This is a genomic window from Flavobacterium restrictum (genome assembly GCF_007097245.1).
GTDB classification, from domain to species: Bacteria; Bacteroidota; Bacteroidia; order Flavobacteriales; family Flavobacteriaceae; genus Flavobacterium; species Flavobacterium restrictum.
Window position 1 is genome coordinate 86,262 of the sequence record NZ_VJZT01000005.1, and the last position, 20,181, is coordinate 106,442.

Genomic DNA, 20,181 nt, shown 5'->3' on the forward strand with positions numbered 1-20,181 from the left:
TAATGGACAAATTCGAACAAGAAAAAAGCACCCTATTATCACTTCCTATATTAAAACATTTTGATGAGTCAAAAGGTGAGATTGCTTTAAAATCAGGAACTTTAAAAAAAGGGGAGCAAACATTATTTTGGGGTTTAGCCTTGGGTTTATTGGGTATTGGAGGTTATTTAACATGGACTTATATCATTCCGCCACTTTTTACAATGCTGGGTCAAGCAATTGCTTTATCTGCAACTGGTGTTTTTTTAGTTTTTTTAGTAATGATGTTTCCTGTTATTATGAAAGGGTTAAGATTTGCTACTAAAAATCTTCATAAAGCATTAATTCAAAGTAATCCTTTTAATGAATTGGAAGAGCAAAAGCTTAAGATGGTAAAAAATCGTGAAGTTTTTAAGAACACTAAAGCCAAGTTGAAAGGACTTAAAAATGAAATGGAAATTGAAGCCAGTAAATCTGAAAAAGAAGCCAAATCATTTCAAGATGACGTTTTGAGTTTGAAACGTCAGTGTGAAAAGTTGAAATCAGCCATGGATGAAATGGTTAGATTGAATGGAGTTGTTGCAAAAGATACAGATGAGTATGTAGCTCTCCAAAGTGAATTGGCCAGGAAGTTGAGTGATTCACAAAGAATTTCTACACAATATGAGCAAAGTAAAAATTTCATTCAAAAATATGGTGTTCGTGCCAATGTTTTGGGTAAAATGGATAGAAAGTTGACTTTAGCAGGAACAGCAATTGATATAAAAATTGCCGATTTTGATGCGACAGTTACAATGCTTCAAAAAGAATATGAGTTTGCCAGAAATGCCAAAGAAGCAACTGAAAGTGCCAAAAGTGCTATGATGTTTACCAAAGATTGGGAATTAGAATACGCATTAGAGGTTGTAACTTCAACAATTGCGCTAGATATCGCCAGAACTTCTGAAAATTTGATAGACATAGACTCGCTTACTTCTAAATATTCTGTAGATAATGATGAGTTGTATTCCAGATTAGATTCATTGGCAGATGAAATTAAAACAGGAGACAACACCATTCCTGATTCAACAAAATATTCGAGTCCAAATTATAAAATGACCAAAGAGGACAAAATGTCCAGTGGTGGTTTTGGAGATATTTTTTAACAAATAATTTAAATTTTAAAAATAAAATGGGAAAAATTTTAAGAACGGAAAAGTTAACCACTTTTTCAGAATTATTGATTGTTATTGTAGCAATTGGAGGAATTTTAGGAGCAGTTTATTATATTTCTCCAGGAATTAAAACGGCTGTTTCTAAACAGTTAAACGGAATGGAATTGAATGGTACAGATGTTAATAATGTTACCAATGCAGATAAATTAGAATTGCCATCTAAAGAAGTTTCTTCAGAAGTTAGCGATAAGCCTTTAGCAAGAATTGCAGGATATGCTTGGAATGCTGCATCAGGGTTTATTGTTTCTAATGGTGGGCCAAAAACAACTAAAGGTTCTTTGATGGAAAAAAACGGAGTTAATCTTGAAATTATTAGACAAGACTGGCTTTCGGAATTGCGTAATATGCAAATGAAATTTATCGAAGAATTTGATGGCGGAGAAGCTTTTCCAACATCCGATAAAAGTGTATTTGCAATTGTGATTATGGGCGATGGTGCTCCATTTTACATTAGCTCTGCTCAAAAATCATTAGACGAAAAATACGGAAAAGGGAAATACCATTTACAAGTAATGGGTGCTGTTGGGATGAGCTACGGTGAAGACAAATTGATTGGACCACCAAGTTGGAAATCAGACCCAAAAAGTATGAAAGGCGCAGTTATCTCAGCAGTTTTAGGAGATGGAGACTGGGTAACTACAGTAAATTATTGTTTTGCAAATGGATTGAAAGTAAATCCAGACCCAACAACTTATGATGCGGATGCTGTAAATATTTATCCTTCAGAAAATGATGATTATATAAAATCGGCAGAGGAATTGATTAAATCTCAAACGACAGGTTGGACCGTTTCTTTGAAAGAAGTAAACAACGGTAAATTAACAGGTAAATCAGTAAACAGAAAAATTGACGGTTGCGCTACTTGGACTCCAGGTGATAAAACAGTTTTTGATAAACTATCTGGATTTGTAGATATCGTTTCGACTAAAGAATTCAACAACCAAATGCCAGCAGTTTTGATTGGTGTAAAAGAATGGGCTACCAAGAATCCAGAAATTGTTTCCAATATTTTGAAATCAGCATTAACGGCTTCAAACCAAATGAAGAATTACGAAGATTGGAAAGTAAGAGCTTCTGAAGCAGTGGCTACTACTTACAATATGGAAACTCCAGAATATTGGTATAAAATGTTCAAAGGGCAACAAGGAACAAAAAATGGATTGACGTATAATATGGGTGGATCCAAAGTGTTTAATTATGCTGATGGAATGCAATATTTTGGAATGACGGATGGCGTAAACAGATACAAATCGGTTTACAATCAAGTTTCAAGTTATTTGACAGAATTAAATCCGTTTGGTTTTAATGAAAATGTTGGAGCTGTTGTTCCTTATGAAGAAGCTGTTAACTTGTTTTTCTTGAAAAACATTAATGATATTGAATCTACAGCTGCTGACAAAGCTGATTATTCAGCACAAGCAACAGAGGTTATGGCTTCTGGCGAATGGAAAATAAATTTCAGTTCAGGAAGTGCTGCTGTTCAAAACAGTTCAAGTAAAGATTTAGAGAAAATTTACAATCTTTTGGTTCAAGCAGAGAACAGCAAATTAACGATTGTGGGACATACTGATAATGTTGGGAATAGTGATGCAAATTTAGCTTTGTCAAAGAACAGAGCGCAAGCTGTTGTAAATTATTTGAAACAAAAAGGGATTCCAGAAAACCGTTTCCAATTGATTGATGGTAAAGGACAAAGTGAGCCAGTTGCTGATAATGGCTCAGAATCAGGTAAATCTAAAAACCGTAGAGTTGTAATTACGTTCTTAAAATAAACTTACATTTTAGCAAAGACACAAGGAATCCGTTAATGGAAAATTGTGTCTTTGTTTTTTTAATATACTTTTTATGATAAAAATTTTAACTCCTTTTGAGAAAATATCAAAAACCAACAAAACACTGATTTTATTGGGTTGGTTGATTCTTTTGATTGCAATTTGGTTTATTGGAACTTCTGGGACAAAACATCTTTTTCCGTCTCCAAGTCAAGTTTTAACCGGTTTTACGGATTTGTATAATGAAGGATTGGTGGTGCATATTTTGCATTCTTTGCAATTGTGTTTTTTGTCCATATTTTTGGCTACTATAATTTCTTTGGTTTTTGCTTATTCTTGGCCTATTCCGTTGTTAAAATCCATTTCAGAATTTGTAACTAAATTTCGTTTTTTGCCTTTTACTGGTCTGTCATTTTATATCACCATGGTAATCCATGAAGCCAGAACAATGCAGGTTTGGATTTTGGTTATTTTCTTGACTACTTTCTTGACTACCTCATTAATTGCGGTTATCAAAGACATTCCACAAGAAGAATTTGACCATGCCAAGACTTTAAAATGCAGTCGATTGGAAGTGCTGTGGCAAGTTATTATTCTTGGCAGGTTGGATTATGTTATTGATGTAATAAGACAAAATCTAGCCATCACTTGGATGATGCTGGTTACAGTAGAATCCATAGTTGTGGCATCTGGAGGATTGGGATTTTTGATAAAAAATTCCGATAAATTCATGAATACGGGCAGAATTATCGCACTTCAAATTATCATTTTATTGATAGGTTTAGGATTAGACGCTGGGATTAATTTTTTAAGAAAAACAATATTTAGATATTCAAAAATATAAGTTATATGAAACACGAATATAAAGAAACACTATTATATGTTGAAAATCTTAGTGTTGCCTACGATGATACAATCATTATAAAAGACATAAACCTTACCGAAAAAGATGTAGTACGCGAAGGTGTTGATTGTACAGGACAAGTCATTGCATTTGTGGGAAGGTCAGGAAGAGGGAAATCGACTTTTTTTAAAGCCTTAACTGGCTTGGTTGCTTGCACGAATGGAAAAATATTGATTCGTGATTTTGAAAATAGTGAGCCAAATGCAGCAAAACTTGTTAAAGAAGGGGATATTGGTTTTGTAGACCAAAAATACACTTTGTTCAGGCACAAAACCGTTCATCAAGCTTTGAAATTTTCATTAAGAAAAACAGCTCTTTCAAATGCCGAAAAAGAAAGCAAAATAAAAGAATACGTAAAATTGTGGGGATTGGAAAACTGTATTGATAAATATCCAAATGAACTTTCGGGGGGACAAAGGCAAAGAACTGCAATTATAGAGCAGCTGTTTTCTTCGGATAATTTTATAGTTTTAGACGAACCGTTCTCTGGTTTGGATGTAGGAAATATTCAAGAAGTTAAAAAATCTTTTGATTTACTCTGTAAATCTTCGGAATTCAATACAATAATCTTTTCCACCCATGATATAGAATTAGCTTTGGAAATGGCTCAAACTATATATGTAGTTGGTTATCCAACAATCAATGGAAAACAAGAAAAATATGGAACCATTGTTGCAAAATATGACCTTAGAGACATTGGACTGGCTTGGACAGAATTTGGTGAAGGACATAGAAAATTGTATAAAGAAATTGTACATCAAATGATGATTTCATAATAAAGTAAAGTTTTTAAAAATGTAATTCAATCTAGTTCTATACTATTTTAGAATCAGAAATAAACATGAAAATAATGGCTTTTAACGCTTCATTTATTCAAGAATTAAGAGAAGAAACCTCTAAAATCCTTGCCATTTGTGCTGAATTAAATAAAGAGAATTTATTTATCCAAAAAATAAATCAACTCGTCGTTTCCAATAATTCGAATGGATTGTTGTCAAAAGCGGAGCACTTTTTCATTTCAGATTGTATAGCAATGTACAATCTGTGTTTGGGGAAAGAAGACGACAAAGCAAGATTCACTTTAGCTTATTATTATGATGCTTTACGAAATGCCAGTTTTGCTGATGAAAAAGAGGCTAAGACTCTAAATAAGTTGGTTTCTACCGAAAATTTCAAAAAGCATATTTCAAAAATCAAAAATGAAAACAGTTTGCTTTGGTCAAAACCAAATGACCAAAAATACTTTATTCCAAGTGTTTTATTGGAAATAAAAAATCCTAAACACGAATGGATTTTAGATAAATATCAAAACTTCCTCCAGCATTCTTATGATATTATTTTTAAAGATAAAAAGAATTTTGAAACATTTATTGGTTTAAAAGCAACTGTCGAAAAAATTGAAAATTCGGATGTCACTTCTATTTCCGAGAATGATTCTCTGGAAATAGTACTTCAGGAATTAGAACAATTAATAGGATTGGAGGAAGTAAAAAAAGATGTTTATGAACTGATAAACCTTTTAGAAATTCAAAAAAAGCGTTCTTTCGAAGGATTAAAAAACATTGATGTTACTTTGCACACTGTATTTTTAGGACCTCCGGGAACTGGAAAAACATCGGTTGCTAGACTTTTGAGCAGGATATTCAAGCATTTGGGTTTTTTGTCAAAGGGTCAAATGTATGAAACTGATAGGGAAGGAATGGTTGCGGGTTATGTGGGACAAACGGCTTCAAAAGTGGATAAAGTTGTGGAAGAAAGTTTGGGAGGTGTCTTGTTTATTGATGAAGCTTATGCGTTGACCCAAAATGCTATTGGTAATGATTATGGTTCAGAAGCAGTTAACACCTTGTTGAAAAGAATGGAAGACCATCGGGGAGATTTGGCAGTTGTTGTGGCTGGATATACAGAACCCATGAAAGATTTTGTAGAGTCTAACCCAGGATTGCGTTCTCGATTCAATCGTTTTTTTCGTTTTAACCATTTTTCTCCAGAGCAATTATTTTTAATTTTTGAAAATTTTTGCAAAAGTTCCGATTTTGTAATTGATGCTGATGCCGAAGAAAAACTAACAGATACGTTTGAATTGTTGCATTGCAAAAAAGATGAGAATTTTGGTAATGCCAGAGTAGTTCGCAATTTATTTGAAAAATGTGTTCAAAATCAAGCTAATAGAATAGTTAATTTGCCATTGCTGAATCAAGAAATATTAAAAACATTTACAGAGGTCGACATTCCAGAGCCCACAGAAACTCAAAAGCAAGCCAGTTTTTTTCAAAGATAGATTTTTAATCCCAAAAAGTATTCAAATACAATTATAATAATGGTTTCCATTTTTGTGAATACTGTAATAATGGAAATTACTATAAATATCTATATAACAATTGGCTTTTTCATTCAGAAAACATAAAAAATAACCAAAGAATTTGGTTATTTTTGTTTTACAAACAGTAATCAACACACCATTTTGGGTTTATATAAAAATCTTTTCAAACAAACCGCTATTTACGGACTCGCAACGGTACTACCTAGGATGTTCAGCTTTCTATTAGTACCGCTATACACCCATTTGCTTCCCAAAGCCGAGTACGGAAAAGTATCCATCATATTTGCCTACATGATATTTTTCAATGTTATTTTGGCGTATGGAATGGAAACCGCTTTTTTTCGTTTTTACAACAACGAAACCAACAAAAAAAGAGTTGTCGAAACCAGTATGGTTTCTATCTTTTGGTCTACCATATTGTTTTTATTTCCGGCATTAGTCTTTAGGAATTCCTTATCCGTTTGGTCTGGAATCGATGTGCAATACATTACGTATACCATTTGGATTTTGGCACTAGATGCATTAGTGATTATCCCTTTTTCAAGATTAAGAGCGTATCAAAAATCAATGTACTATGCGGCAATCAAGATAGGAAATGTAGTCGTTAATCTCTCCTTAAGCGTTTTCTTTTTGATGTTTTTGCCCAAAATAGCCACCGCAAATTCCAATGGTTTTTTTGCGTCTTTGTACATCGAAAATTTTCAAATTGGCTATATTTTTATCGCCAATATTATCGCCAGTTTACTAACATTTATCATTTTATTACCGGATTATATCACCCTCAAATGGAATTTTGATACCCAATTATGGCAACGAATGCTTCGCTACGGCTTGCCCATTATGATTGCCGGAATTGCATTTGCCATCAACGAGCAATTTGATAAAATACTCTTGGGGAAATTATTACCCGCTAACATTGCCGAAGCCGAAGTAGGGGTTTATTCCGCTTGTTACAAACTAGGATTATTCATGGTTTTGTACCGCACCGCCTATACTTTGGGTATTGAACCCTTCTTTTTTAGTCATGCTTCAAACGAAAATGCACCACAAACCTATGCCACAATAACCAAGTATTTTGTCATTTTTGGATCCTTTATACTGTTAACCGTTATTGTTTTTGCCGATGTTTTGAAGTTTTTTATGATTCGGGATACTTCCTATTGGGAGGCCATGAAAGTCGTGCCGCTCATTATATTAGCTAATTTTTTCCTGGGTATTTACACCAATCTTTCTGTTTGGTACAAGCTTATTGACAAAACCTATATTGGCGCTTATATTTCTATCGTTGGAGCCATTGTAACCCTTGGCTTGAACTTTTTGTTAATCCCAAGTATGAGTTATTACGGCTCTGCAATTGCCACCATTGCAGCCTATGGGACTATGATGTTTATATCGTATTATTTTGGTAATAAATACTATCCCATACCGTATGATATCCAGAAAATAACAGGATATTTAACCTTGTCAACCAGCTTTTCGGCAATTTCATTTTATGGCTTCCGCGAAAATTATTACGTAGGCGTTACATTGCTAATCCTCTTTTTATATTTCATCTATCACAACGAAAAAGAAACTTTAATCAAAATCATAAACCGAAAAAAGAAATAATTACACATTATTTAGAAGCCAATCGCGCTGTCCACTCTATCTTTTACTCCCAAAAAACATTTTTATAAACCCAAAAAGGAGCTTCTTTGGTCGCTCTTTTTGGCTCATAAAAATTAGTTTTTTTGGAGTAAAAGGATGCCATTTCCATCACGGCTAGGGCACTTGGTTTCATAAAAACAGTTATCTAAATTATTAAAAAACAAAAAATGCAAATCAAAATTATTAATAAATCCCAACACGAGCTTCCTAGTTACGAGACCATTGCATCAGCAGGAATGGATGTGAGAGCTAATTTAACCCAATCAATAACCCTAAAACCACTGGAACGAATCCTTATAAAAACAGGATTATTCCTCGAATTACCCATAGGATATGAGGCGCAAGTACGACCGCGAAGCGGCTTGGCTTTCAAAAACGGAATTACCGTTCTCAATTCCCCAGGAACAGTCGATGCCGATTATCGTGGCGAAATTGGAGTTATTTTAGTAAATTTATCAAATGAAGCTTTCGTAATCAAAAACGGCGAACGCATTGCACAACTCATCATTGCTAAACACGAACGTGCCCAGTGGATCGAAGTGCCAGAATTATCCCAAACCAGTAGGGGAGAAGGCGGTTTTGGAAGTACGGGAGTGAAATAAAATCTAATAAATCAAAGATTGAAAAATTTAAAAATTTGTCACGAATTTTTAAATCTTTCAATCATTTAACCTTTTAATAAAAAACATGAAAATAATAGTACCTATGGCAGGACGTGGTTCCCGCCTTCGCCCACATACCTTGACCATCCCAAAACCATTGATTCCAGTGGCAGGAAAACCAATCGTACACCGATTAGTCGAGGATATTGCAGGCGTTTTGAACCAAGATATCGAAGAAATTGCCTTTATCATTCACGAAAGTTTTGGCACAAAAGTAGAAGAAGAACTCCTAGCTATTGCTCAAAAATTAGGAGCCAAAGGCACTATTTATTATCAAAACCAAGCACTAGGAACCGGTCACGCCATTATGTGTGCCAAAGATTCCTTGAGCGGCCCAGCCGTTATCGCCTATGCCGATACCTTGATACGTGCTGATTTCGATTTAGATCAAACTGCAGATAGCGTTATTTGGGTAAAACAAGTCGATCAACCGGAAGCTTTTGGGGTAATCAACCTGAACGAAAACAACGAAATCATCGAACTAGTCGAAAAACCCAAGGAATTCGTCTCCGATCTTGCCGTTATTGGGATTTACTATTTCAAGGACGTAGCCCTGCTGAAAAACGAATTGCAATTAGTCCTCGACAACAACATTATTCACGGTGGCGAATATCAAATTAACGATGGAATTAAACAAATGATGGTCAAAGGCATGAAATTTGTTCCTGGTAAAGTAGCGGAATGGATGGACTGTGGCAACAAGGACGTAACGGTTGATACGAACTCGAGAATGCTAGGTTTCTTGCACAACGACGGCGAAGACTTGGTCGATGCAACTGTAAAACTAGAAGATGCAACGATTATTCAACCGTGTTATATTGGCAAAAATGTAGTTTTGATTAACGCTACCGTTGGCCCCAATGTATCGCTAGGCGAGGGCTGTCACGTATTGAATAGCACCATCAAAAATAGTTTGGTGCAAACGCATTCGCACATCAAAAATGCCCATTTAGACAATGCCATGATTGGAAATCACGCTAGTTTTGACGGTAATTTTACAGCAATTAGTATTGGCGATTATTCGGTTTTAGAATAAATTCAAATGAAAAAAAAGTCCATAGTTGTACTTCTAATAGGAATATTTGGTTTTCCGTTTGTGCTTGTCGCACAAACGGAGCCAAACGAAATTACTATGGTAAATTCTGAATTTCAGGATTCTTTTTATGAATCGTTACTTCAAAAAGGAATCGAAAATAACGACAAGGCTATCGTAGCTCTCGAAAAATGCCTGCGTATCCAACCGGATGATGCAACAATTTATTCGGAATTAGGAAAAAATTATTTAGCCTTAAAAGACTATAAAAACGCCTACACCTATTTTGAAAAAGCCGCCCAAATCGACCCCAAAAACAAATGGTTTTGGATCGGTATGTACGAGGCCAGTTACCAAATCAAAAATTACAATCAAGGCATTGCTACATTGACGCACTTAATTCCCCTAGACCCAAAATTCAAGGAGGATTTGGTTTCGCTCTACATGGCAACCAATCAATTGGATAAAGCCTTGCTGCTCATCAATGAACTCAATGATACCGTAGGAAAATCAGATCAACGAGAATTATACAAACTTCAAATTGTATCACAAGGCAAATATCAGGACGTAGAAATCACCAATTTAATTGCCCAAATAGATAAATATCCCAAAGTAGAATCGAATTATATTGCACTCCTTTATTTGTATGCCAAAGCTAATGATGATGTCAAAATAAAAACAACCATTCAAAAATTAGCCACCGAAATCCCCACATCGGAGTGGGCGCAAGTGAGTTTGTTTAAAGAATATGTAGACAATAATGACGCTCCCAAAGCCATAAATGCTATGAATATTGTTTTGGCAAGTGCCAAAATAGATGCAAAAATAAAACACCGTATTTTTAACGAGTTTTTGATTTTTGCCACCAAAAATCCGCAATATGCGCCTGATTTGGATAAAGCAATTGCCTATTTTGATACTGATACCACCATTAATGTAGCCAAAGAAGTAGGCACTTTTTATTATACCAAAAAACAGTTTGACAAAGCGATTCATTACTATAAATGGTCTTTAAAAAAAGAACCCAACCCAAACATAGCCACGAGTTTGGCGCTACTACAATCTTACACCGAAACAAAACAATTTGCGGCACTAGCAACCCAATCCAACAAATGGATCGAGTTGTACCCAACCCAACCCGAGTTGTATTACTACTCCGGATTGGCCAACAACCAATTGCAGCAGTACAAAAAAGCCAAAGATTTTCTAGAAATGGGCTTGGATTATGTGGTTGATGATGGTACATTAGCCATTAATTTTACTATTCAACTTGGCGAAGCCTTCAATGGATTGGGCGATTTCAAGAAAAAAGAGTATTATTTTACCAAAGCCAATCAATTAATAAAGGATAAAAAACAATGAAAAAAGGGTTAAGTTTAATACTGCTAGTACTGCTGTTTTCGTGCAAATCGAAATCCGTGGCTGTTCAAGAGGTACAACCCGTAAAACGGTTGAATTCCGAAATTATAATCGAAAAACATTACAACAATAAAAACGATTTTTCTACATTATATATTAAGTCAAATGCTCGTTTTGCCAATGATAAGCAAACCCAAAATGTCACTGCCGAAATCAAAATCGAAAAGGACAAACAAATTTTGGTCAGCATTCGGTTTTTAGGAATAACAATGGCCAAAGCATTAATTACGCCAACGGCAGTTCAATATTACGAAAAAATAAACGGCAGTTATTTTGAAGGTGATTTTAGCAGTTTAAGCCAATGGTTAGGTACTGATTTGGACTTTGCCAAAATTCAAAACCTATTACTAGGCGAAGCGATTGATAATTTGAAAAACGGAAAATACGCTGATTCATTAGCCGATCAAACCTATCGATTAGATGATTTGTCGAATGGAAACACCAAAAAAACATTCTTTCTAGACGCCATAAGCTATTTGGTTACCAAACAACAGATTACCCAAACTGCGGAAGACCGAATGATTCAAGTCGCTTATTCGGGTGTTAAAACTTATAAAGAAGCAATATTGCCTTCGAATGTTATCATTAATACGTACCAAAAAAAGGGAAAATCCGAAATCAGTTTAGGATATACCACGGTAACTTTCAACGAAGAACTTTCTTTTCCGTACAGCGTTCCCAATGGGTATAAAAAAATACTAATTAAGTAAGTATCCTAAAAATAGTTACCATGCCAAAATGTATCCTCACCTTGCTTTTTATATTTTTTAGCTCTTTTTTGTGGAGCCAAGAAACGCAACAAGAAAAATTAGAACAACGAAAAGCTCAAATTCAACAAGAAATTAGAGACAACGAAAAGCAATTGCAAACCGTTAAGAGAAAAGAAAAAACGGCCGTAAATGTCATCGTTTTACAAAGCAATAAAATAAAGCTGAAAGAAAAATTGATCCACACCACCGAGAAGCAAACCAAGCTTTTAGGAAACGATATGTACATCAATCAAGTCAAGATCAACAAACTCAAAAAAGAACTCGAAATCCTCAAGGAAGATTATGCCAAGATGATTGTAAAATCATACAAAAGCCGTTCCGAACAAAGTCGAGCCATGTTTTTACTATCCTCCGAAAATTTTTTGCAAGCCTATAAACGAGCACAGTATATGAAGCAATATACCAGCTACCGAAAAATGCAAGGCGAAGAAATCAAGTCCAAATCAAGTGAACTGGTAACCTATAATTCCAAATTAGACGTTCAAAAAACCGCCAAACAAAAACTGATTGTCGAAAACGAAAAAGAACGTTTGACGCTCGAAAAAGAAAAGCAAGAGCAACAAAAACTAGTCAATTCTATCAAGAAAGACAAAAATAAAATCATTGCCGATAACAAGAAAAAACAACAAGAAGCCAGAGTTATCGACAAGCAAATTGACCGATTAATTCGAGAAGCCATCGCCGAAGCCAATAGAAAAGCAGCCGCAGCCAATGGAGGTTCCGCCACCGATGCCGTTTCGTCGTCAAGAATTGTCCTAACCGCCGAAGCCAAAATACTAGCCGATAATTTTAGAGCCAATAAGGGAAAATTGCCTTGGCCAGTAGAAAAAGGATTCGTGTCCTTGGCCTATGGCGATCAAACGCACCCCGTTTACAAAACATTGGTTATTCACAACAGCGGCGTTGAAATCACTACCGAGGCTGGTGCAAACGCTCGTTCTGTATTTGCTGGCGAAGTTACTAGTATTATTGTTTTATCGCCTGTAAACAAAGCGGTAATGATTCAGCATGGGGATTGTTTCACGGTGTATCAAAACTTGAGTTCCGTGTCAGTAAGCAAAGGCGATAAAGTCCATATTAAACAAAATTTAGGTAGAATTAGAACCAACTCCGAGGGAAAAACGATTCTGAAATTCACCATTTCTCAAAACACAACCTACAATAATCCAGCAAGTTGGTTGTTTAATATGTAGTTGGACTCAAAAAAACGCATCCACTTTGAACCACTTCGTTATAACCTTCAACGAGCGATCACGTTTTATTTCAAAGAATAAATAGTGCTTTTTTAATTCCTAATTTAGAATTAAGTAAGTTTGCAAAAAATACTGTTTCATGCCAAAATTGCTATTAAGTTTCGTTTTTATTTTTTTGACTTCCTATATGTGGAGTCAAGAAAATTTGCAAGAAAAATTAGAAATCCGTAAAGCCAAAATCCAACAAGAAATTTTAGATAACGAGAAACAATTGCAAACCGTAAAAAAACAAGAAAAAACGGCTGTAAATGTCATTGTTTTGCAAACCAATAAAATCCAACTCAAAGAAAATCTTATTCATACCACCGAGATTCAAACCAAGCTTTTGAGTAATGATATGTACATCAATCAAGTAGAAGTAAACAAACTCAAAAAAGAATTGGAGTTGCTCAAGGAGGATTATGCTAAAATGATTTTGAAATCCTATAAAAGCCGATCGGAACAAAGTAGAGCTATGTTTATATTGTCATCGGATAGTTTTTTGCAGGCGTACAAAAGAGCGCAATACATGAAACAATATACCAGTTATAGAAAAGCTCAAGGTGAAGAAATTCAGTATAAAACAGCACAACTTTCGCGCTTTTATGACAAATTAGACGTACAAAAAACCCAAAAACAAATCCTTATTTCTCAAAACGAAAAAGAGCGTTTATCATTAGAATCTGAAAAAATAGAACAACAAAAATTAGTTGATTCCATCAAAAAAGATAAAAACAAAATCACCAAAGACATTCAGAAAAAACAGCAAGAAACAAGAAATATCGACAAACAAATTGACCGATTAATTCGTCAAGCCATTGCCGAAGCCAATAGAAAAGCAGCAGTAGAAAAAGCAGCCAAGGAAAAAGCCGCTCGTGATAAAATACTACGGGACAAAGCCGCCGCCGAAAAACTAGCCGCCGATAGAGCCGCCGTTGAAAAAGCCAGAGCTATCGAAAATTCTAGAACCAAAACGGTCGAGAATGCCAAAATAAAAACCAAGCCAGCTCCAGTTGTAAAGGAAATAGCGCCTATAAAAGAGAATCCAAAAACAACCGTTGCTATTGCGCCTGTTTCCTCTACCAAAATCGATTTAACTTCCGAGGGACAAGTTGTTTCGGATAATTTTAGAGCCAACAAAGGCCGATTGCCTTGGCCGGTAGAAAAAGGATTCATATCACTTGGATATGGCGATCAAGCGCATCCCGTTTACAAAACGTTAGTCATTCACAACAGTGGTTTAGAAATAACTACTGATTCAGGTGCTAGTGCCCGAGCCGTATTTAGCGGGGAAGTGACAACGGTAATTGTTTTGTCTCCAGTCAATAAAGCGGTAATGATTCAGCACGGGGATTTTTTTACGGTGTACCAAAACTTAAGTTCGGTTAACGTAAGCAAAGGCGATAAAGTAAGTATCAAACAAAGTTTAGGAAAAATTAGAACCAATGCAGAAGGGAAAACGATTTTGAAATTCATGCTTTCGCAAAACACAACCTACACGAATCCAAAATCATGGTTGTCAGGAAGGTAAATATAAAAATTCCTCGGGAAACACCTTTATAAATGGTTTTTTGAGGAATTTTCGGTTATACTATTTTGTCTAGTTTGAAATTAGTATCAAATTTAGAAACGGATAATTTTTTTACAATTCCTGAATAAAACAAAGCGTTGAGATTAAAGTAATCTAATTTGTATTTTGGTATTTTCAAAATTCCATATTCGATTTCGTCAAGTGACAATAAGGAATGCATGATTTTAATTCTTTTTCGTTTGTAAACGGATATTTTTAATTTAGGCTCTTGAGAAATAATTAAAAAATAGGCATTGTAAATATTTTGCCAAAATTCTTTTTTTAAGTCATCTGTATCCAATCTTTTGACCAGAAAACTTTGCTTGACATAATACAGCTCTTTTCTAAGCGATGAAGTATCTTCGCCAGATTTTGCGAGAGCAAGTATCCTTTGCGATAATGATATGTAATAATTTTCCATAATAATGTCTTTCTCATTTAAAATCTATAAATAGTGGCATTTATTTTAAAAACAAGCGAGTTCAAATGTACATTTGTTACAAGAATCTAGTATTACTAAATGGTATTGTATGTGTTATTAAATATTACTGTTGTTGTTGCAATTGTTCGATATAATTGATTTGTTCTTGTGCTTCAAACGGAATTTCTTGCAGTTTTACATCGTTAATTTCTTCAAATTTACTTCCATCTTCATAACCAATAGCCACACTAACGGATAGTGTTTGCCTTGCTAATCCTTTGAAAGTTCCTTTTACAGGCGTACAATCATTAAAATTTCGTCCCACCGCAAGTTTTACGTGGTTCTCCATGGTCCAGATATTATTGGTAGGGTCTAAACCGAGCCAGCCTTGATTGGGTGTAAAAAATTCGACCCAAGCGTGGGTTGCTCCTTCGCCTCGCATTCCTTTTTTGTTAGGACATATATAACCACTCACATACCGAGCGGGGATGCCAATGGTGCGCAACAGTTGCAATAAAATATGAGCAAAATCTTGGCAAACACCTTTTCGGATGTCTAAAATTTCATCTATCGTAGTTGCTATATTGGTGATTCCTTTGGTGTAGGTAAAGTGGTCATAAATATAGGAGTTGCATTGTTGTGCAATTTCAATTATGGACTTGTTTTCACAGTTTATTTCGGCTATGATGGCATCAATTTCGGATTGTTTTTGGATTACCTCGGGATAGCCAAGGCGGAGCAACAGGATGCTTTTTTGTTTCTCTTTTTCTAAATCTTGAACGCTGGTGAAATCAATTTCTGGTATTTTTAAGGAATGATTCACGCGAACAATCATTCGTGTTTCGATGGTCATTTGCGAATGCGTTTCGAGCATGTTGAAATTCCCCACACGATTGCCGTAATAATCTTTGGAAAAGTCTACTTCAGGATTGTTGGTTATAAAAAGTTCGTCTTGCAAAACATCTTGATTTTCAAAATGATGCGGAAACAATCGAATCTCATTTATGCTTTCTTTTATAGGCCAGTTATAGTGGTATTTGGTAGTATGTACGATCTTGAAAATTGCCATTTTTTTAGGTATAAGAGAAGAATAATTTAGAAAAATCAGTCGAGAATTGAATCAATTGTGTTTTGGTGTTTTGTAACACTTCCTCTAATTGTTGGTTGGTTAGGTTGTGATAATCGGTAAATTCAACATAACTTTTGAGTCGGCCAAATTGATTGTGCAGCGTTCTAGCCTCATTCAAAGTATTGTCTTTGAAGAGACTGTTCAAATAAATTCCTATCAAATCCAAGGTGTAAATCACCGAGTGTGCAAAATCTCTATTAAAAACAACTTGTTGCACCACTTTGCGGTTGTGGGAAATATTGCTATAGCTTTTTAAGTACAATTCATAGCCAGATAAAGACAATAATAATCGCCTCCAATACATTAAATCTTCATTCCCTTCTAGGTCGTATTGTATGGGCGAATAGTAGGCTTGTGTCATCGAAATGGTTTGCAAACAACGTTCTATATGCTTGCCAATGCACGAAAAACACCAACCCAAACCTCTTGGCATGGTTACTTGCAAAATCCCGTTGTACAGTAATAAATCCTTGTTGAGTTTAGTGACAATATTCAAGGCGTCAGAAGTTTCTAGTTTTTTGGGCAAATCAGGCGAGTTCATATAGTGGTACATCGAGTTGATGTGTTCCCACAATTCTTTGGTTATTTTATCTTGTGATCCTCGGGCATTTTCGCGGGCTTTTATAATAAGATTTTTGACAGAATTGTGGTTTCCATTGTCGCAAATGATGTATTTTAAAACAAAATTAGTATCGTTCTGTACTTTTAAAATCTCTTCGTTAGACAAGTTGGTATAAAATTCTAATAAAGGTTTGTATCCTTGACAATCTTCGGTTTCTTTATCAAATGATAAAATGTAACAGGTATTTAATGTAAGCAACATTCCGTCTGTTCGCTCCATATAACGGTTGAGCCAAAACATTCCATCTGCAACTCTACTGAGCATATTTACTTTCATATGGTGGTAATTTTTTTAAAAGAGCTAATTGGGTTTCTATGCGTTTTTTAATTTTTGTTTTTAAATCGATTACATGATTTAGTTGTCCTTTTTTAACTTTATTTAATAATCCAAGTATCCTTACTACCGCCACCTTGTGAGGAATTTACCACTAGTGAACCTTCGGTCAAGGCAACTCTTGTGAGTCCGCCAGGGACAATTTGAACTCCTTTTGGCCCACATAAGGCATACGGTCTTAAATCTACGTGGCGGAGCTTTAGTTCGCCATCAATCAAGCAAGGCACGGTGCTTAATTGTATGATGGGTTGCGCAATAAAATTTCGAGGATTGGCAGCAATGGCAATTTTGGCATTATCCAGTTCTTCTTGCGTGGCTTTATTGCCCATAATCATTCCGTAGCCACCGCTTTGATTCGTTTCCTTGATGACCATATTTTCCATATCAGAAAAAGCGATTTCTCGTTCTTCCAAATTTTCCATTTGGTAGGTGGGTACATTTTTAAGAATGGGCTCTTGGTTCAAATAATATTTGATCATATCAGGCACATAGGCATAAACGGCCTTATCATCGGCAACACCATTTCCTACGGCATTTACAATGGCAACATTCCCTTGTCTATAAGCGCTAATAAGTCCAGGAATTCCTAATGTGCTGTCGGGTTTAAACACTAATGGATCCAGATATTCATCGTCTAAACGGCGGTAAATAACATCTACTTGGTGCAATCCCGAGGTGGTTTTCATATACACTTTGTTGTTGTTAACGACCAAATCACGCCCTTCTACCAGCGGAATTCCCATTTGCCTAGCCAAAAAAGTATGCTCATAATAAGCCGAGTTATAAATCCCTGGTGTGAGCAAAACGACATTTGGATTGGCAACATTCCTTGGCGAAAGCGAAACCAAAATGGAGTGAAAAATCATGGGATAATTCCCCACCATACTCACTTTATTTGAGGTAAGCATGTCTGGAAAAATACGTTTGGTTATCTCTCTATTTTCTAGCATATAACTCACCCCACTTGGGCATCTTAAATTGTCTTCGAGTACATAAAATTCGCCTTTGGCGCCCCGAATCAAATCGATTCCTGCAATATGTACGTGGATGTTGTGCGGGACTTTTATGCCTTGAACCTCCTGAATATAATGCGGGCAAGAGGCAATTAATGCAGCTGGAATTATGCCATCGTTAATGATATTTTGCTCGTTGTAAATGTCTTCCAAAAATAAATTTAGAGCTTCCAACCGTTGTTTTATGCCGTTTTCTACCTCAAGCCAATCTTGTTGTGTAATGATTCTTGGGATAATATCAAAAGGAAAAATGCGTTCAATTCCTTGATTGTCATCACTGTAAACGGTAAATGTGATCCCTTGATTCATAAAAAAATCAGAGGCTTGCTTTTGTTTGTCTTGAAGACTTTCCTTGTTTAGGTTTTGTAGCGTATGGAGGACTTGACTGTAAGAATCACGCACACCATCGTTAGAAAACATTTCATCCCAACCTTTTGGATTTAGTTTTGGCGTCAAATTTACCATGCGTTTATTGTTAAAAAGTTAATTATTATTATTCTTTGGCGTAAAAAAGCACTATTATTAGCTAAAATATCAAATTATTTTGAATGTATTTTCTGTTTTGCTGACTATTTAATAATTTATGTAGGATTCTTTTTTTGGCAATTGTTTTTTTGACAATTCTCATTTTTCTGCCTGCCGTTTTTTTCGATTTCGTATTGTATTAAACACAATTTCAGTGATTAGTAAGGTATCAACAAATGATAGTCACTTTTAAAGACAAAATTTTAAGTATTTTTCTTATTTTTTATTTATTTTCTAAAATCGAAGGTCACAAATGGGATTGTTTGCGCTAAAATTACATCGTATTTCTTACTTTTGACACTATGAGAGGGATTAAAATGTTTTTTTGGATACTTTGGCGGATTTGGTTTTATGTTATGATTACCATTCCTATTCTTATTATGTTTCCTTTTTTGGTAGCTTCTATTGTTTCCGAAAAAGGGTACCCTTATTTTTTTAAAATGGCTAGAATTTGGGCAAAATGCATCCTTTTTGGAATGGGTTTTTATTATAAAATAGACAAGCAATACGAACTGGAACCCAACAAAAGTTATATGCTAGTTGCCAATCATACTTCAATGATTGACATTATGTTGATGCTTGCAGTAGTACAAAAACCATTTGTATTTGTGGGCAAAAAAGAATTATCGAAGATTCCTTTGTTTGGTTTTTTCTACAAAAGAACCTGTATTCTTGTCGACCGCAATTGTCCCAAAAGCAAAATGGATGTTTTCAATAGCGCACAACGCCGCATTAAGCAAGGATTGAGCATTTGTATTTTTCCCGAAGGCGGTGTTCCTAATGACGAATCAATTCTTTTGGATAGTTTCAAAGACGGTGCCTTTCGATTGGCGATTGAACATCAAATCCCCATTTTGCCCATTACTTTTGCCGATAATAAAAAACATTTTTCCTATACCTTTTTTAGTGGAAGTCCTGGATTATTACGCGCAAAAATCCATCCGTTAATCGAAACGAAAGGCAAAATTGCCACCGATCGCAAATCAGTTCGAGAACAAGTTTGGCACATTATTTACGACCAACTTCTTGCATTTCAAAAAATAAACTAAAAGCGAACGCCCTGTAAATCCTTACTTACCAGCTAATTTTGTGTAATTTTTAGTTACTTTTATAAAATGGAAACAGCCCACATCAAAACGCCTTTAGGAATCGCCAAAATTAGCGGTGATGAAAACGGAATTGCCGTAATTTCTATTATGGAACAAGGCGAGGTTTCTGGCATAATTCTCTTTCATTTGCAAGAAGCCGCCACACAACTCACGGATTATTTTGATGGAAAAAGAACCAACTTTACCTTCCAATTAAATCCATCCGGCACTAATTTTCAGCAAAAAGTCTGGAAAGGATTACTCGAAATTCCTTTTGGTAAAACGATGTCGTATCTTGAATTATCCAAGAAATTAGGCGATGTCAAAGCCATTCGTGCTGTGGCCGCTGCCAATGGCAAAAACCCGCTTTGGATTGTCGTTCCCTGCCACAGAGTCATAGGAACTGATGGGTCGCTTACCGGATATGCAGGCGGTTTGTGGCGCAAAAAATGGTTACTCGAACACGAAAACCCAACCCATCAGCAGCGTTTATTTTGAAAAAAATGCTATAAATACAAGAATTTT

19 protein-coding genes are annotated in these 20,181 nt (G+C 35.3%); 14 read left to right on the forward strand and 5 right to left on the reverse strand.

The features are described from left to right. Window positions 1-2: 2 nt before the first annotated feature. The 6 genes from FNW21_RS06770 to FNW21_RS06795 all read left to right on the forward strand — a co-directional run bounded on the left by FNW21_RS06770 (window position 3) and on the right by FNW21_RS06795 (window position 7,800). A complete protein-coding gene (locus FNW21_RS06770; RefSeq protein WP_144255985.1) occupies window positions 3-1,124 on the forward strand; it encodes a hypothetical protein in 1,122 nt (373 codons plus the stop codon). A gap of 26 nt (window positions 1,125-1,150) precedes the next feature. Further along, on the forward strand, window positions 1,151-2,965 hold the full coding sequence (locus tag FNW21_RS06775; protein WP_144255986.1) for an OmpA family protein: 1,815 nt from the start codon (window positions 1,151-1,153) through the stop codon (window positions 2,963-2,965). 73 nt (window positions 2,966-3,038) lie between these two features. Beyond that, window positions 3,039-3,809 (forward strand): ABC transporter permease, encoded by a 771-nt coding sequence (locus FNW21_RS06780; RefSeq protein ID WP_144255987.1) that lies wholly within the window; start codon window positions 3,039-3,041, stop codon window positions 3,807-3,809. A gap of 5 nt (window positions 3,810-3,814) precedes the next feature. After that, on the forward strand, window positions 3,815-4,645 hold the full coding sequence (locus FNW21_RS06785; protein WP_144255988.1) for an ATP-binding cassette domain-containing protein: 831 nt from the start codon (window positions 3,815-3,817) through the stop codon (window positions 4,643-4,645). Window positions 4,646-4,710: 65 nt separating this feature from the next. Further along, window positions 4,711-6,150: an AAA family ATPase gene (locus FNW21_RS06790; RefSeq protein ID WP_144255989.1), complete on the forward strand. Its 1,440-nt coding sequence runs from the start codon at window positions 4,711-4,713 to the stop codon at window positions 6,148-6,150. Window positions 6,151-6,333: 183 nt separating this feature from the next. Continuing rightward, a complete protein-coding gene (locus FNW21_RS06795) occupies window positions 6,334-7,800 on the forward strand; it encodes a lipopolysaccharide biosynthesis protein (protein WP_144255990.1) in 1,467 nt (488 codons plus the stop codon). Between the two features lie 43 nt (window positions 7,801-7,843). Here FNW21_RS06795 and FNW21_RS16680 read toward each other — a convergent pair whose 3' ends face one another. Then, window positions 7,844-7,972 carry a hypothetical protein gene (locus FNW21_RS16680; RefSeq protein WP_262710617.1) on the reverse strand — a complete coding sequence of 43 codons (129 nt, stop codon included), beginning with the start codon at window positions 7,970-7,972 and terminating at the stop codon, window positions 7,844-7,846. A gap of 34 nt (window positions 7,973-8,006) precedes the next feature. Between FNW21_RS16680 and dut the strand changes: the two genes are divergently transcribed. The 6 genes from dut to FNW21_RS06825 all read left to right on the forward strand — a co-directional run bounded on the left by dut (window position 8,007) and on the right by FNW21_RS06825 (window position 14,486). Beyond that, a complete protein-coding gene (gene dut / locus FNW21_RS06800; RefSeq protein WP_144255991.1) occupies window positions 8,007-8,441 on the forward strand; it encodes a dUTP diphosphatase in 435 nt (144 codons plus the stop codon). Window positions 8,442-8,526: 85 nt separating this feature from the next. Beyond that, window positions 8,527-9,537: a sugar phosphate nucleotidyltransferase gene (locus tag FNW21_RS06805; RefSeq protein WP_144255992.1), complete on the forward strand. Its 1,011-nt coding sequence runs from the start codon at window positions 8,527-8,529 to the stop codon at window positions 9,535-9,537. Between the two features lie 6 nt (window positions 9,538-9,543). After that, on the forward strand, window positions 9,544-10,896 hold the full coding sequence (locus FNW21_RS06810) for a tetratricopeptide repeat protein (RefSeq protein WP_144255993.1): 1,353 nt from the start codon (window positions 9,544-9,546) through the stop codon (window positions 10,894-10,896). After that, window positions 10,893-11,663: a DUF4292 domain-containing protein gene (locus FNW21_RS06815; RefSeq protein ID WP_144255994.1), complete on the forward strand. Its 771-nt coding sequence runs from the start codon at window positions 10,893-10,895 to the stop codon at window positions 11,661-11,663. The genes FNW21_RS06810 and FNW21_RS06815 overlap by 4 nt, the downstream gene beginning before the upstream one ends. A gap of 20 nt (window positions 11,664-11,683) precedes the next feature. Then, the gene (locus FNW21_RS06820) at window positions 11,684-12,916 is read left to right on the forward strand and encodes a murein hydrolase activator EnvC family protein (RefSeq protein WP_144255995.1); all 1,233 of its coding nucleotides are present in this window, start codon (window positions 11,684-11,686) and stop codon (window positions 12,914-12,916) included. 139 nt (window positions 12,917-13,055) lie between these two features. After that, on the forward strand, window positions 13,056-14,486 hold the full coding sequence (locus FNW21_RS06825; protein WP_144255996.1) for a peptidoglycan DD-metalloendopeptidase family protein: 1,431 nt from the start codon (window positions 13,056-13,058) through the stop codon (window positions 14,484-14,486). Window positions 14,487-14,541: 55 nt separating this feature from the next. Here the strand turns inward: FNW21_RS06825 and FNW21_RS06830 are convergent, their stop codons facing one another. From FNW21_RS06830 to FNW21_RS06845, 4 genes are all read right to left on the reverse strand, one after another. Continuing rightward, window positions 14,542-14,946, reverse strand: a complete 405-nt coding sequence (locus FNW21_RS06830) for a DUF547 domain-containing protein (protein ID WP_144255997.1) — start codon at window positions 14,944-14,946, stop codon at window positions 14,542-14,544. Between the two features lie 124 nt (window positions 14,947-15,070). Beyond that, window positions 15,071-16,015: a transglutaminase family protein gene (locus FNW21_RS06835; RefSeq protein ID WP_144255998.1), complete on the reverse strand. Its 945-nt coding sequence runs from the start codon at window positions 16,013-16,015 to the stop codon at window positions 15,071-15,073. A 4-nt stretch (window positions 16,016-16,019) separates the two neighbouring features. Beyond that, a complete protein-coding gene (locus tag FNW21_RS06840) occupies window positions 16,020-16,961 on the reverse strand; it encodes an alpha-E domain-containing protein (protein WP_235889598.1) in 942 nt (313 codons plus the stop codon). Between the two features lie 110 nt (window positions 16,962-17,071). Beyond that, window positions 17,072-18,508, reverse strand: coding sequence for a circularly permuted type 2 ATP-grasp protein (locus tag FNW21_RS06845; RefSeq protein ID WP_144256000.1), 1,437 nt, complete (start codon window positions 18,506-18,508; stop codon window positions 17,072-17,074). A gap of 362 nt (window positions 18,509-18,870) precedes the next feature. Between FNW21_RS06845 and FNW21_RS06850 the strand changes: the two genes are divergently transcribed. After that, a complete protein-coding gene (locus tag FNW21_RS06850; protein WP_144256001.1) occupies window positions 18,871-19,617 on the forward strand; it encodes a lysophospholipid acyltransferase family protein in 747 nt (248 codons plus the stop codon). 66 nt (window positions 19,618-19,683) lie between these two features. Then, entirely contained in the window at window positions 19,684-20,154 is a 471-nt protein-coding gene (locus FNW21_RS06855; protein WP_144256002.1) for a methylated-DNA--[protein]-cysteine S-methyltransferase, read from the forward strand. The last annotated feature ends 27 nt before the right edge of the window (window positions 20,155-20,181 follow it).

What these genes read in the sequence shown, in the direction of transcription:
- FNW21_RS06770 (WP_144255985.1), top strand. Translation starts at nt 3, where the DNA reads ATGGACAAATTCGAACAAGAAAAAAGCACCCTATTATCACTTCCTATA.
- dut (WP_144255991.1), top strand. Translation starts at nt 8,007, where the DNA reads ATGCAAATCAAAATTATTAATAAATCCCAACACGAGCTTCCTAGTTAC.
- FNW21_RS06840 (WP_235889598.1), bottom strand. Translation starts at nt 16,961, where the DNA reads ATGCTCAGTAGAGTTGCAGATGGAATGTTTTGGCTCAACCGTTATATG.
- FNW21_RS06810 (WP_144255993.1), top strand. Translation starts at nt 9,544, where the DNA reads ATGAAAAAAAAGTCCATAGTTGTACTTCTAATAGGAATATTTGGTTTT.
- FNW21_RS06830 (WP_144255997.1), bottom strand. Translation starts at nt 14,946, where the DNA reads ATGGAAAATTATTACATATCATTATCGCAAAGGATACTTGCTCTCGCA.
- FNW21_RS06775 (WP_144255986.1), top strand. Translation starts at nt 1,151, where the DNA reads ATGGGAAAAATTTTAAGAACGGAAAAGTTAACCACTTTTTCAGAATTA.
- FNW21_RS06780 (WP_144255987.1), top strand. Translation starts at nt 3,039, where the DNA reads ATGATAAAAATTTTAACTCCTTTTGAGAAAATATCAAAAACCAACAAA.
- FNW21_RS16680 (WP_262710617.1), bottom strand. Translation starts at nt 7,972, where the DNA reads ATGAAACCAAGTGCCCTAGCCGTGATGGAAATGGCATCCTTTTACTCC.
- FNW21_RS06825 (WP_144255996.1), top strand. Translation starts at nt 13,056, where the DNA reads ATGCCAAAATTGCTATTAAGTTTCGTTTTTATTTTTTTGACTTCCTAT.
- FNW21_RS06815 (WP_144255994.1), top strand. Translation starts at nt 10,893, where the DNA reads ATGAAAAAAGGGTTAAGTTTAATACTGCTAGTACTGCTGTTTTCGTGC.
- FNW21_RS06850 (WP_144256001.1), top strand. Translation starts at nt 18,871, where the DNA reads ATGAGAGGGATTAAAATGTTTTTTTGGATACTTTGGCGGATTTGGTTT.
- FNW21_RS06820 (WP_144255995.1), top strand. Translation starts at nt 11,684, where the DNA reads ATGCCAAAATGTATCCTCACCTTGCTTTTTATATTTTTTAGCTCTTTT.
- FNW21_RS06835 (WP_144255998.1), bottom strand. Translation starts at nt 16,015, where the DNA reads ATGGCAATTTTCAAGATCGTACATACTACCAAATACCACTATAACTGG.
- FNW21_RS06785 (WP_144255988.1), top strand. Translation starts at nt 3,815, where the DNA reads ATGAAACACGAATATAAAGAAACACTATTATATGTTGAAAATCTTAGT.
- FNW21_RS06855 (WP_144256002.1), top strand. Translation starts at nt 19,684, where the DNA reads ATGGAAACAGCCCACATCAAAACGCCTTTAGGAATCGCCAAAATTAGC.
- FNW21_RS06790 (WP_144255989.1), top strand. Translation starts at nt 4,711, where the DNA reads ATGAAAATAATGGCTTTTAACGCTTCATTTATTCAAGAATTAAGAGAA.
- FNW21_RS06805 (WP_144255992.1), top strand. Translation starts at nt 8,527, where the DNA reads ATGAAAATAATAGTACCTATGGCAGGACGTGGTTCCCGCCTTCGCCCA.
- FNW21_RS06845 (WP_144256000.1), bottom strand. Translation starts at nt 18,508, where the DNA reads ATGGTAAATTTGACGCCAAAACTAAATCCAAAAGGTTGGGATGAAATG.